This is a genomic window from Rhizobium sp. CNPSo 3670 (assembly GCF_057784555.1).
On sequence record NZ_JBXSOL010000010.1, the window covers coordinates 183838 to 197211 of the forward strand.

The 13374-nt window shown below is 61.9% G+C and carries 10 protein-coding genes; 2 read left to right on the forward strand and 8 right to left on the reverse strand.

Annotated elements, in window-relative coordinates:
• Positions 1-123: 123 nt before the first annotated feature.
• Positions 124-1218, forward strand: coding sequence for an AbrB family transcriptional regulator (locus AC13QO_RS13200; protein ID WP_488540830.1), 1095 nt, complete (start codon positions 124-126; stop codon positions 1216-1218).
• On the opposite strand, the gene AC13QO_RS13205 is transcribed toward AC13QO_RS13200, so the two are convergent.
• Positions 1178-2092, reverse strand: a complete 915-nt coding sequence (locus AC13QO_RS13205; protein ID WP_285191572.1) for an AraC family transcriptional regulator — start codon at positions 2090-2092, stop codon at positions 1178-1180. The two genes, AC13QO_RS13200 and AC13QO_RS13205, sit on opposite strands and share 41 nt — an antisense overlap.
• Before the next feature lie 32 nt (positions 2093-2124).
• Between AC13QO_RS13205 and AC13QO_RS13210 the strand changes: the two genes are divergently transcribed.
• Complete coding sequence (locus AC13QO_RS13210; RefSeq protein WP_085778749.1) at positions 2125-2532, forward strand: DUF2000 family protein; 408 nt, start codon at positions 2125-2127, stop codon at positions 2530-2532.
• A 67-nt stretch (positions 2533-2599) separates the two neighbouring features.
• Here the strand turns inward: AC13QO_RS13210 and AC13QO_RS13215 are convergent, their stop codons facing one another.
• The 7 genes from AC13QO_RS13215 to AC13QO_RS13245 all read right to left on the reverse strand — a co-directional run bounded on the left by AC13QO_RS13215 (position 2600) and on the right by AC13QO_RS13245 (position 13374).
• The gene (locus AC13QO_RS13215; protein WP_085778750.1) at positions 2600-3265 is read right to left on the reverse strand and encodes a YiaD family glycine zipper/OmpA-like lipoprotein; all 666 of its coding nucleotides are present in this window, start codon (positions 3263-3265) and stop codon (positions 2600-2602) included.
• A 295-nt stretch (positions 3266-3560) separates the two neighbouring features.
• Positions 3561-4559 (reverse strand): flagellin N-terminal helical domain-containing protein, encoded by a 999-nt coding sequence (locus AC13QO_RS13220; protein WP_085778751.1) that lies wholly within the window; start codon positions 4557-4559, stop codon positions 3561-3563.
• Positions 4560-4827: 268 nt separating this feature from the next.
• A complete protein-coding gene (locus AC13QO_RS13225; RefSeq protein ID WP_085778752.1) occupies positions 4828-7983 on the reverse strand; it encodes an efflux RND transporter permease subunit in 3156 nt (1051 codons plus the stop codon).
• Entirely contained in the window at positions 7980-9185 is a 1206-nt protein-coding gene (locus AC13QO_RS13230) for an efflux RND transporter periplasmic adaptor subunit (protein ID WP_085778753.1), read from the reverse strand. The genes AC13QO_RS13225 and AC13QO_RS13230 overlap by 4 nt, the downstream gene beginning before the upstream one ends.
• 256 nt (positions 9186-9441) lie before the next feature.
• Positions 9442-10350 (reverse strand): adenylate/guanylate cyclase domain-containing protein, encoded by a 909-nt coding sequence (locus tag AC13QO_RS13235; protein WP_488540831.1) that lies wholly within the window; start codon positions 10348-10350, stop codon positions 9442-9444.
• Between the two features lie 202 nt (positions 10351-10552).
• On the reverse strand, positions 10553-12103 hold the full coding sequence (locus AC13QO_RS13240) for a SpoVR family protein (protein WP_488540832.1): 1551 nt from the start codon (positions 12101-12103) through the stop codon (positions 10553-10555).
• Complete coding sequence (locus AC13QO_RS13245) at positions 12100-13374, reverse strand: YeaH/YhbH family protein (protein ID WP_085778756.1); 1275 nt, start codon at positions 13372-13374, stop codon at positions 12100-12102. Before AC13QO_RS13245 ends, AC13QO_RS13240 begins: the two co-directional genes overlap by 4 nt.

Below are 13374 nucleotides of genomic sequence, written 5' to 3' on the forward strand. Positions count from 1 at the left end.
GGCGCCCGCCTATACCGAAGCAGCACCGACCGGCCCTTGAGCCGGCCTCTCTTCGTCATGCCGGAGCTTCCTCCCATCTTCAGCCTCAGGGCTTGGCACCGGCCGAGAAACACACGGGGATTCATGCCACTCAGCCACGCGCACCGCCTGCTGCGGGATGCCGGCCTGCCGAAATGGGCGTTGCTGCTCGCGCTTTCCACAGCCTTTACCATCTTCCTCGAACTCTCGGCCCTGCCCGCCTCGCTGCTGATCGGGCCGATGGTCGCGGCCATCGTGCTGACGCTGACCGTCGGCAAGGGAAAGCTTCGCGTGCCGCTTCTGCCGCTGCAGCTCGGCCAAGTCCTCGTCGGCCTGATGATGGCGCGCACCATCACCCCTGATATTCTCGGCACGATGGCGAAGGACGCGCCGATCTTCCTGCTGTTCATCTTCTCGGTCATCGCCATCGCCACCGGCCTCGGCTGGCTCTTGACGCGCTGGCAGGTGCTGCCGGGAACGACTGCCGTCTGGGGCTCCTCGCCGGGCGGCGCTTCCGCCATGGTCATCATGTCCGAAGCCTATGGCGCCGATGCCCGCCTCGTCGCCTTCATGCAATATCTGCGCGTCGTCTTCGTCGCCGTCGGCGCATCGGTGGTATCGCGGCTGTGGGTGGCGGCCGATGGCGGCGAGCCACCGCCGCTCGTCCTCTTTCCCCCGGTAGACTGGCCAGCCTTTGCCGCGACGATCGCCTTTACCGGCTTTTGCGCCCATGGCGTGCGGCGCCTGCGCATACAGGGAGGCATGATCATCGTGCCGCTCTTTCTCGGCGCCTTCCTGCAGGGCGTTGGCCTTTTGAAGATCGAGCTGCCTATGTGGCTGCTTGCCACCGCCTATGCGCTCGTCGGCTGGAGCATCGGCCTGCGTTTCACCCGCTCGATCATCAGCCATGTGGCGCGCGCCCTGCCGCGGGTCGCTGCCTGTATCGTGCTGCTGATGGCGCTCTGCGGCTGCATGGCGGCGGCATTGCACGTCTTCGCCGGCATCGATCCCCTGACCGCCTATCTCGCCACCAGCCCCGGCGGCGCCGATTCCGTCGCCATCATCGCTGCATCAAGCGATGTCGACGTGCCCTTTGTCATGGCCATGCAGACCGGCCGTTTCCTGGTCATTCTGCTGATCGGGCCGGCGCTTGCCCGCTTTATCGCGCGCCGTTCCGGCCTTGCGGAAAACCCCGTCTGAGACTGACCCACTGGCCGGGAGTGACGCCGTAGGCCTTCTTGAAATGGCGATTGAAATGCGCCTGGTCGGCAAAACCCGTCGCGGCCGCCACGTCGGCAAAACCCTCGCCGGTACCTATCAGCGCCCTCGCCTGCTGCAGGCGCCGCATCAGCAAGTAGCGGTGCGGGCTGGTGGCAAAGGCCGTGCGGAAATGCCGTGACAGCGTGAAGCGGTCAAGGCCGGTAATCTTCTCCAGTTCCCCCGAGCGCACGGGCCTCAGCGCATGCGCCTCCAGATAATCGCGTGCTGCCCGCACCTGCCGCCAGGCAACCGTGCCCAGTGGCCGGCGGCGCATCTGCGAATGCCGTGACAGGCCGCCGGCGACGTGGCTGACGAAATCGTCGACGAAAAGCTCTTCCAGCTCCCGATCGAGTGCGCCGAGCGCTCCCAAAAGCACCTTCGCCAGCGCACTATCGGCAATCACGGGCTGCTCGACGAAGGGAAGCCCGATCTTCTCCGCCTCAAGGCATTCCGTCAGCAGCGAAGGCTCCATGTAGAGCATGCGGTAATGCAGCCCGGCCTCGGTCGCCGCACCGCCGTCATGCTCCTCGTCGGGATGCAGCACGATCACTTGCCCCGGCAGGCTGAAGCGCCGCTCGCCGCGATATGTGAAAGTCTGAACGCCGTGCAGCGTGACACCAAGCGCATAGGTATCGTGCCGATGCGGCTCGAAGACGTTGCCGGAAAACTGCGCCTCGATACGCTCGATGCCGGGAAAGGAGGGCGCAGTCAGGATGCCGCTGCCAGCGGGCGCGGCCAGCATGCCGCTGCCCACCTGCGGCTCGCACAAACGTTCAAGACCCTCGAAGACCTGCGGCGTTAGATCCTGGCTCAACGCGTTTCGATACCCTGATGAGAGAGACTGGAATGTTTGATACCAAAATTGCGATCGTCCTGCGAAACAATCTTGCCGGCTGGCAGAAGCTGAACGTCACAGCCTTCCTGTCGACGGGCATCGCCGGACAATATCCCGAGATCATCGGAGAGCCGTATAAGGACCGCGCCGGCAATCTCTACAATCCGCTATCGATCCAGCCAATCATCGTGCTTTCCGCCGACGAAGCGACGATATCGACCATCCACCGCCGCGCGCTGGAACGTGAGGTAACCGCCTCCATATTCATCGAGGAGATGTTTGCCACCGGCCATGACGCCGCCAACCGCGCCGTCTTTGCCGAGTATGCCCCTGACGACGCCAATATCGTCGGCATTGCGATCAGAGCCGACAAGAAGATTGTCGACAAGATCACCAAAGGCGCGACGATGCAGCATTGATGCGATCAGCAGAAACGAAAGAGGCCGAGGGCGAGCCTGGCCTTCTGTTGTCTGAGAGAGCGCCTGCTCAGCCCTGCGTGATGGGCGCGATCTGGATCTCGACGCGGCGGTTCTGAGCGCGGCCGGCCTCGGTCGCGTTGGAGGCGACGGGCTGGGACGGGCCGAAGCCGACGGCGGAGACGCGGCGCTGGTCGATGCCCTGGCCGCCGAGATAATCGGCAACCGAAAGCGCGCGGCGCTGTGACAGGTCCTGGTTATGCTGCAGGCTGCCGGTCGAATCCGTATGGCCGTTGACGTCGATCAGGGTGCGGTTGAACTTGCGCAGCACGATCGCCACCGAATTCAGCGTCGGATAGAAGCCCGGCTTCACCGCGTCCTGGTCGACATCGAAAGTGATGTTCGAGGGCATGTTGAGAATGATGTTGTCGCCCTGGCGGGTGACGGAGATGCCGGTACCTTCGAGCTGGGCGCGAAGCTCGGCTTCCTGCTGGTCCATGTAGTTGCCGATCGCGCCGCCGGCCAGCGCGCCGATACCGGCGCCGATCAGCGCTGCGTTGCGCTTGCCATGCCCGCCGCCGCCAACGGCCACGCCGACAAGAGCGCCACCGAGCGCGCCGAGCGCCGCACCGCCCGCTGTATTGGAAACCTTCTGCTCACCAGTATAGGGATCGGTCGTCGTGCAGGCGCTGAGATAGCTTGCTGCGACAGCCAGAAGTATGAATTTCTTGATCATGGACAGGACGGTCTCCGTTCAAAACTGATGCGAGCAAATGGCAAGGAATACGGCAAGAAAATGAAGATGTTCCCTTGATAGGGGAATTTCAGGCGCCGAAACAGCAGCCATGTTGCAGCAAGGCACGGATATCACCAGTTTTTACCGGGTCGGCGGGCGCGCTTCGTTCTCCTCCTCGTTCCTGTGACGAGCACAGGAATGAGGAGGAGAAGTGGGCGCGCCAAATCTTCCTACGAGATACTCGGACTCCAAACAACAAACATTGCGGTGCCGCTCCAAGCGCCCAATCTCACCCTTAGAAATTCTGGAACAACTGCCTGACGGTGTCGTAGGTCGCATTGGCAATGTTCAGCGATTGGAGGCCGAGCTGCTGCTGCGTCTGCAGCGCCCTCAATCTGCTCGACTCCTCCTCCATGTCGGCATCAACGAGCCGGCCGATGCCGGCGGTGATGTTGTCGTGCAGCTGAGTGGCGAAGTCGTTCTGCAGCTCGATGCGTTTTTCCAGCGCGCCGAAGGCCGATCCGACCGTGGTCAGCTGCGTCAGGGCGGCATCAACCACGCTGATCATTTCGCTGAGCTGACCTTTCGTCGTGCTTGAAGAGACGGAAATCACCACCTGGCCGGTGGTGGTGCCGTTCTTGCTGGTCATCAGCACGTAGTCCTGCGAAGCGCCGAGTTCCGTAGCGAAATAGGCCGAGGTCAACACGCCGTATTCGCCGGAACCAGTGGCCCGGTCATCGATCAGGTAGCGCGCATCCTTGGACGTGGTCGCCCCCACAGGCGTGTTGTCGATATGGTAGCTCAGCATGCCCACGGAGACCGTACCGTCGGCATTGCGGATGAAGGAAGCCGGGATCTGGCGCGGCTGCGTCGGCGTCGCGTCATTGGTGAGGATCACCCAGTTGTCGCTGTTGAAGGTCGCCGATTCCGAAACGCTGCGCAGTTGCTCCTGCAACTGTTTGAGTTCTTCGTTGATCTTGTTCTTGTCGACCCCGTCCTCGGTGGCGGCGACGAGCTTGGCCTTGATCTCGGAGACAACGTCGATGACGTTCTGGACACCGGTATAGGCCGTGCCCATTGTCGCAGCCGCCATGCCGAGCGCGTCCTGGACCGCCGAAATGGCCTTGTTGTCGGTGCGCGCGGTGGTGGCGATCGACCAATAAACAGCGTTGTCGGCCGCTTTGGCAACTCGCATGCCTGTCGTGATGTGGTTCTGCGTGACCGTCATATTGCGATTGATATCACGCAGCACATGGAGCGCCGCATCAACGGAGACGCGCTGATAAATACTCACGGAACTAGACTCCAAAAACACAACAGAACGCAACTGAACAGGGATGAACCTTCCGCACAGACACTCATGTCCGGGGTCGCTGGGTCTCCAGCGCATTGCCTTCAAGAAACGAAGAAGGCCAGTCGGCTCCTGGCCACGATCATTGCCGCTTATGCTTAAAAAACGGCTAATCTTCAGAGGAAATTTATCTTATTCCGCAAGGCTTCATACACCATAAGAAACGCCGCCGAATGGCAATCCGGCGGCGTGTTCAATGCGGATGGAAGGCTTACTCGGCGGCCTGCAACTGCTCCTCGTCGGGCGCTGCGCGCGGCCCCGTCGCGACCGACATCTCCTCGTGCAGGCGCGCCTCCTCATGGGCATGCGGCTTGGCGAAGCGGGCAAGCAGGAGATAGGCGACCGGCGTGATGAACAGCGTCACCAGCGTGGCGAAGCCAAGGCCGCCGACGATCACCCAGCCGAGCGCCACGCGCGCTTCCGCACCCGCGCCGTGGGCAAAGACCAGCGGCACGCCGCCGAGGATGGTGGCGATCATCGTCATCATCACGGGGCGAAGGCGCAGCGCGCAGGCCTTCTCGATCGAAGAGCGCACGTTCTCGCCCCTGTCACGCAACTGATTTGCGAATTCGACGATCAGGATGCCGTTCTTCGCCATCACGCCGACGAGCAGCACCAGGCCGATCTGGCTATAGATGTTCAGGCTGGAACCGGTGATGATCAAAGCGAAGACGGCGCAGGCAAGGCCGAGCGGCACCGTCGACATGATGATTACCGATGAGAGCACACTTTCGAACTGGGCGGCGAGTACCAGGAAGATGATGACGATGGCAAAACCGAAGGTCAGCGTCATGCCGCTCGAATTCTCTTCCAGCGTCGCGGCTTCCGCAAGCGGCAGCAAACGTGCGCCGGGCGGCAGCAGGGGCTCGGCAAGTTCCGTCACCTGTCTCACGGCATCGCCGAGCGACATGCCGTTCTTGAGGCCGGCGGTGATCGCGACGGAGGCGAGCTGCTGCTCGCGGTTCAGCTGCGGCGCGACCGATCCTTCCTTCATCGTGGCGATGACGGACATCGGCACGATCTTGCCGTCACCGGTTTTCAGGAACACGTTTTCGAGATCCGTGGGATCATCGATAGGCCGCGTCGTCGAAGTCAAAAGCACGGGATAGGATTCCCCGTCGACGAAGACATCGACCACCGAGCGCCCTTCGAGCAGCGACTGGATCGCCGTCGATAGCCCCGTGATGTCGATGCCGAGATCGGAAGCACGCTCGCGGTCGATCGCCACCGACACCTGCGCTTGACTGGGCTCGTTGGTGAGCCGCGGCGTATCGTAGTGGCCGGTGGCGTCGAGCCCCTGCACCAGCTTGGCGGCCGCCGCCGTCAGCGCCTCGTGATCGTTCCCAACAAGCGCCATCTGCACGCCGCTGCCGGCGCCGCGGATGCGCAGGCTGTTGGAAGATATGGCGTTGCCGCGCAGCGCCGGCACCTTCGCTGCCGCCTGATTGATGTCGCCGACGATCTCGGCCTGGGTCCGGTGACGCTCTCCCCAGGGAGCAAGCGTCAGCACCATGAAGCCGCTGTTCAGCGAGCCGCCCTGCCCGGAGATCGAGAAGACGTTGCGGATGTCGCCGCTATCGACCAGCGGCTGCAGATATTCCTCGACGAGCTGCATCTTGTCGCGGGTATATTCGAGGCTCGATCCCTGCGGCGACGTCAGCCGCATCATCACCAGTGACCGGTCCTCCTCGGGCGTGAGCTCGCTCTTGACCGTCGAGAAGGCGATGAGCGCCGCGCCGGCAAACATCAACGAGACCAGGATAACCACGAAGGGCGCGTTGAGGCACCCGTGCAGTGCCCATTTGTAGCAACGGGCGAGCGCGCCGCCGAAGCGACCGAGCGCTCCGTGATCCTCAATCATCGGCTTCGTCAGCATGCGCGAGGCGAGCATCGGGCAGAGCGTCAGCGCCACGATCGACGATAGTCCTACCGAGAAGGCGAGTACAAAGCCGAATTCGCGGAAGAGACCGCCGACCTGCCCCGGCAGGAACGAAAGCGGGATGAAGACGGCCGCCAGCGTCGCTGTCGTGGCGATAACTGCGAAGAACACTTCGCGGGTGCCGAGCACGGCGGCCGCGCGCGGTCCCATGCCCTCGGCGCGCCGGCGCACGATGTTTTCGAGCACCACAATCGCGTCGTCGACGACGAGGCCGGTCGCCAGCACGATGGCGAGCAGCGTCAGGATGTTGATTGAGAAACCGACCATGTAAATTGCCGCCAGCGTGCCGATCAGCGCCACGGGCATACTGACGGCCGGGATCAGCGTTGCCCGCCAGTCGCGCAGGAAGAGATAGATAACCGCGGTGACGATGACGGCGGCAAGCACCAGCGCCAGCACCACCTCATGGATCGCGCCCTGGATGAAGACCGCATCGTCGCTGGTGATGGCGATCGTCGTTCCCTCGGGCAGCGTCTTCGATAGTTGCTCGACGGCCGCCTTGATGCCGGTCGAAATATTGAGCGTATTCGACTGCGCCTGACGGATGATGCCAAGGCCGATGCCGGGCTTGCCGTTCGAGCGCAGCGCCGTATCGCCGTCGCGCGGCCCGAGCGTCACCGTCGCGACATCGCCCAGCCGGACGCGGTCTTGCAGCATGACATCGGAAAAATCCGCCGGCGTCTGCAGATTGGCGGTGGCACGCACGACGATATCCTGCGTCGCGCTCTTCAGCGAGCCGGCCGGCACGTCGAGCGCGGCATTGTCGAGCGCCTTGGTAAGGTCGCCAATGGTGAGCCCGCGGCTGGCGAGCGCCCCCTGATCGACATCGACGCGGAAGACCTTCTCCTGGTCGCCATATTCCTCGACATCCGCGACGCCATCGACGGAGGCGAGGCGATCGATCACCTCGTTCTCGACGAGCTGCGTCAGGTCGTCCATGTTGAGCTTGGTGGAGGTGACGGCAAGGCGCATGATCGGCGAAGAATCCGAATCCGCCTTGACGATCTGCGGCGCATCTGCCTCGTCTGGCAGGTTCTGCGTGATGCGGCCGATTGCATCGCGCACGTCGTTGGCGGCGACGGCGAGATCGATCGCATCGGAGAATTCGAGCGTCACCCGGCTCTGGCCGAAGGAAGAGGTCGAGGAGATCGACTTCAGGCCGCTGACGCGGGCGACTGCACCCTCGATCACCTTGGTCAGTTCCTGGTCAATCGTCTGCGGTGAAGCGCCGTCGAAAGTGGTGCGCACGGTGACGACGGGACGGTCGACATCAGGCAGCTCCCGCACCTCGACGCCGACATAGGCTGCAAGGCCGGCGACGACCATCAGCGTATTGAACACCAGCGCCAGGATCGGCCGGCGAACGAAAAGCGCGGTGAAACTCTGCTTGCTCGACGCTCGGTCCTGAGGCAGTTCCGTCACGTTCATTGGGTGGCGACCTCCCCACTCGCGGCAACATCGGCGGAAACACGCACCGCGCCACCCTCACGCACGCGCTGCAGGCCCTGCGTCACGATCTTGTCGCCGTCCTTGAGGTCGGCCTTGACGAGAATGAAGTCGGGATTGCGCTGCACGACGCTCACGCGCACCTTGTGCGACTTGTCGTCGGTCACACGCCAGACGAAGGACCCTTGCGAATCCCACTGCACCGACTGCGGATCGACCGCCGGATATTTGTCGCCGGGGAATTTCATGCTGACGCTGAAGGACATGCCGGCGCGCAGCTCGTCGGAGGCATTGTCGATGCGGGCGCGCAGGCGCAGCGTGCGGCTTGCCGCATCAATGCGGTTGTCGACAGCCTCGATCACGCCGGAAAACATCTGCCCCGGTCTTGCCACCGACATCGCCTCAACCGGCTGGCCGACCGCAACCGTGTTGGCAAAGCGCTCCGGCACCCAGAAATCGACGAGGATTTCCGACCGATCGTCCAGTGTGACGATCGGCGTGGTTGTGGTGACATTGTCGCCGATATTGACGGGCACGATGCCGACGATGCCGTCGATCGGGGCCGTGATGTTGCGTCGGGCGAGATTGAGTTCGGCGGCCTGCAACTGCAGTCGCGCGCCCTGCTCGGCGATCTCGGAATCGAAGACGTCCATGCGCGACACGCTGGACTTGATGTTGTGATAGAGATTGGATTTCTCGACCGCGGCCTTCACCGCCACGTCCGCCTGGCCGCGGGCGATCACCTGCTCCTCGCTGTCGAGCTTGGCGAGCACCTGCCCGGCTTTCACCCTGTCGCCCGACTTGATGAGGATTTCGCGGATCGTGCCCGATGCCTGCGGCGTTACCGCGACGGAACGGATCGCATCGCCTGTACCGATGGCATTCAGCCGGTCGTTGACGACGCCCTGGACGACGGCTTCCGTCGCGACGAGAATGGCGCTGTTGCGCCCGCCGCCGCGGCGGTTTTGACCCTGTCCTTGCCCCTCGCCCCGTTGTCCCCGTGCCCCGGCGGAAGCACCGGCGTCCGCAGTCTCCTCGGCCTTCGGCGCAATCTTCGAAACGAGACTGTCGGGGATGCCGGCATCACGCATCTTATCGCCGGCGCCGGGCGCAAGGAAAACCCACGCGGCGAAGCCGGCAATGATGACGATGAGTGAAAGTATAAACTGCTTCCAAAAGGCCATTCACGTCTCCGGAGGGACTCGAGGTTGGACCAGGGCCGGTCGAAAGAGGCGCTGCGGGATCAAGCTTCCCATCTGGTGCGACAATATCGCGCGTTTACAGCTTACCGACAAGCATAAGCGGCCGGCATTACCGATTTGTAATATCAGCGAAGATTGGAAATAACCCGGCCGCTCACTTTTGCTTGAACGAAACTCGAAACCTCTTGTCGCCGTCGTTACAGAAGCGAGATAACCAGCAAAACCAGTGAAGAACTAGCTATCGACGCAGCGACCACCGCAGGCCGATGGTTGCTGCGATCCCCAGTATCGGCCAAACCGCCCAGAAGGTCCCGCTCCAGGTGAGGACGTTGATGCCGATGATGCCGAGCGCCACAATCGCGAGCGTGGCCATCCTGCGGTCGAAACGCGTCTGTTCACGATTCCAGGCGAGCGCTGCAACAACGGCTATCGCAAGCAGTGGAAAGCGCGCCCAGAAAACACCCTGCCACGACAGGAGATTGATGAAGATCAGCACGAGGGCGATGACGCCAAGCACGGCAAACAGCCTCCGTCCGCCGGACACCGGCCTTGCCTCGGCCGTGACGGCGGCGGCTGGCTGTTGCCGGGCGGCGGGTCGTTCGGCAGGCGGCGTTTCGTCGCCTCCCTCGCCGATCTTGACCGCGTAGCTCGGCACGCCCTCTTCGACGTTCTTCACCGTCAGCGGCCCGAGAAACTCGAAACCAACAGCCACCTTGTTGCGCACCTGATCGTAGACGGTGCTTGATATTACGATGCCTCCGGGCGAAGCCGACGTCTGCAGCCGCGCGGCGATATTGACGCCGTCGCCATAAATGTCATCGCCTTCGACGATCACGTCGCCGAGATTGATGCCGATGCGGAAGAGCATGCGCCCGTCGCTCGGGCGGCCGGCATTGAAGCCGGCAAGTTCGTTCTGGGTATCGACGGCCGCGCGCACGGCTTCGACGACGCTCGGAAACTCGGCGATCAGTCCGTCGCCCCAGGTGTTGACGACGCGACCGCCATGGCTCTCAATCAAATGTGCCATCGCGTCGCGGCAGCGCTTCAGCGTCGCAAGCGTCCCCTCCTCGTCGGCCCCCATCAGCCGTGTGTAGTCTTGCACGTCAGCACAGAAGATCGTCGTCAGCTTCCGCCGCGTTTCACTCATTGTCGCTCGCCTTTGCGCTATCCCGAAAGGTCGCTGCAACGTGGAATTAGGTTGAGTGGAGACCAATATGAACGATTGCAGCGGCGTTAAATTACGCAGCCTTTGTGTTTGTTGCCATCGATAATTGCCGATCGCCGCCGGATGCGGACAAAGGATGAAGGCGTACGATGCCCTTTAGCCCGACACGTTGCAAAAAACCGGATCATTGAACGATCTTGCGCGGGCTTGCCGTGTGTTCCTTCGCCACGCTGCTCGAACCGTCGATTTCCTGGAGCAGCACATCGTAGCCCCAGAGATCGGCAAGATGTTGCAGGACGAGCTTCGTGTCACCTTCCTGCAGATAGCAGCCGTTCATGACGATATGCTGCAGCAACAGGCGACGGTCGCCGGCGAGATCGACATCGACGATATCGATTGCCGGATCGGTCCAGCCGATATCGTATTCGCGGGAGAGCTGGCGGCGAATGCGCAGATAGCCGCGTTCATTGTGAATTGCCGAAACCAGCACACCTTCGGTCTGTTCCGGGTCGTCGTAGAGATGGAACAGCCGAAACCGTCGGATCAGGTTCGGACTGAGGAACTGGCTGATGAAACTTTCGTCGCGGTAATTCGCCCAGATGTCGCGCAGGACCACCATCGCGTCGCCTCTTCCCGCGATATCGGGAAACCATGCCCGGTCCTCTTCCGTCGGCTTCGTGACGATCCTCTCGATGTCCTGCATCATCGCAAAACCAAGCGCATAGGGATTGAAACCCGAGAACCGCCGATCGTCGTAGTTTGGCTGGAAGACGACATTGGCATGCGACTTCAGGAATTCGAGGAAGTTGCCGTCGCTGATCTGCCCCCGCTCGTGAAGTCGGTTCATGATCTGATAGTGGACGAAGGTGGCGGTTCCCTCGTTCATCACCTTGGTCTGCCGCTGGGGATGGAAATATTGCGCGACGTGGCGCACGATGCGAAGGATCTCTCGCTGCCACGGCTGCAGCCGGGGCGCAGATTTCTCGAGAAAATAGAGGATATTATCCTGCGGGAGACCGAGCGCGGCGCGCCGCTTTTCCAAGCCTATGTCACCCGTCTTCTTCGCCTTCCCGACGGGAACCGTGCGCCACAGATCGTTGAACATCTGCTCCTCGTGGGCGCGACGCTCCTGTTCCCGCTTCTCCTCCTGGCGAAGGTCGATGGTGGTCTTGCCGGCATATCGATGCACCCCATGCGACATGAGCGCATGCGCCGCATCGAGCGTTCTTTCGACCGCCGTCTCGCCGTAGCGCTCTTCGCAGCGGGTGATATAGCCTTTGGCGAAATCGAGATAATCAAGAATTCCCTCGGCATCGGTCCAGAGCTTGAAGAGATAGTTGTTCTTGAAGAAGTGATTGTGGCCGAAGGCCGCATGGGCGGTGACGAGCGTCTGCATCGTCGCCGTGTTTTCCTCCATCAGATAGGAGATGCAGGGAGAGCTGTTGATGACGATCTCGTAGGCAAGATCGCGCATCCCGCGGCGGTAGAAGGTCTCGTGATGCGCGAAGTGCTTTCCGAAGGACCAATGACGGTAAAAGAGCGGCATGCCGGTTGAGGAATAGGCATCCAGCATCTGCTCCGAGGTAATGACTTCGATCTGGTTCGGATAGACATCGAGGCCGAGTTCACCGAGCGCGATCTCTTCGCACGCATCGTGGATGCGCTGCAGCGTTGCAAAGTCCCAGTCGGCCCCATCGAATAGGAGCCGCTCTCTTGGCCTCACCGTCATGGTCATGGCGTCACCTTCGACTGTGCCTCACGTTTCTGGAAGAGATCGTGGAAAACAGGGAATATTTCGCTTCGCCGGCAGACCTTGCGCATTGAAAGCGGCAGCGGTTCGGAACGGATCCCATCATAGAGCATCCACAGCGGCGATCGCGATATTGAAGAATCGCCGCCCTCCTCGCCGACTTCGATATAGGCGAAATACTGGCATAGCGGCAAAATCTCGCGCAGCAGCTGCCCGGTCAGATTTCCGTCCGAATGGGCGTTGTCGCCATCCGAGGCCTGGGCACCATAAATATTCCACTCCGCCGGGTCGAAACGCGCTGCGATAATTGCCCGCATTGCGGCAAGCGCACTCGAAACCAGCGTGCCACCCGTCGCCGGGCCGTAGAAGAAGGTTTCCTCATCGACCTCCTCAGCCCTGTCGGTATGACGGATGAAGACGATTTCCACCTTCTTGTAGCGTTTCGACAGGAAAAGGTAGAGCAGCAGATAGAATCGCTTCGCGAGGTCCTTCATGTGCTCCGACATGGAGCCTGACACGTCCATCAGGCAGAACATCACCGCTTTCGCGACTGGCTTCGGCTCGTTTTCGAAGCGGCGATAGCGGACATCAAGCGGATCGATATAGGGAATGCGCCGGCTTTTTTCCGTCAGGGCTTTGAGTTTTGTCTCAAGTGCCAGACGGGTCTCCTCGTCCTTGCATTCCTCGATCTGCCGCTGCAGGGCTTCGATTTCTTCGCGGCGTGGGCGGCCAAGCGCAACGCGGCGCATCATTGCCAGCTTCGTCGTGCGGCCGACGGCAATGTTGGAAGGCGACCCTGATACGGAATAGCCGGCCCGGAACGGAGTTTCCTCCTCGGTTTCGGCTAGACGCCGCTTGGCGAGGTCTGGCAATTCGAGGTCGTCAAGGAACACATCGAGGAATTCCTCCCGCGTCAGTACGAAACGGAAGCCATCCTCACCGTCGCCCTCGCCTGCATCTTTTGGTTTTCCGCCCTTCCCGCCCGGCGGCCGCGGAATGATGTCCCCCTCGACGAAAGCCCGGTTCCCGGGCAGGATGTGGTCGGCGATGCCGCCTTCACCCCTTCGAAAGCTTGGTTCTGCCATCCCATCGATCGGCAGGCTGATCTCCCCGCCGTCGAGCACGTCTCGAATGTTTCGATTTTGCAGCGAACGTTTCACCGCCTGCTGCACGGCTCCCTTCATGCGTCGAAGGAACCGCTGACGATTTTCCAGACTTTTACCGCGCGGATTTAGCCGCCGGTCGACAATGTGCAT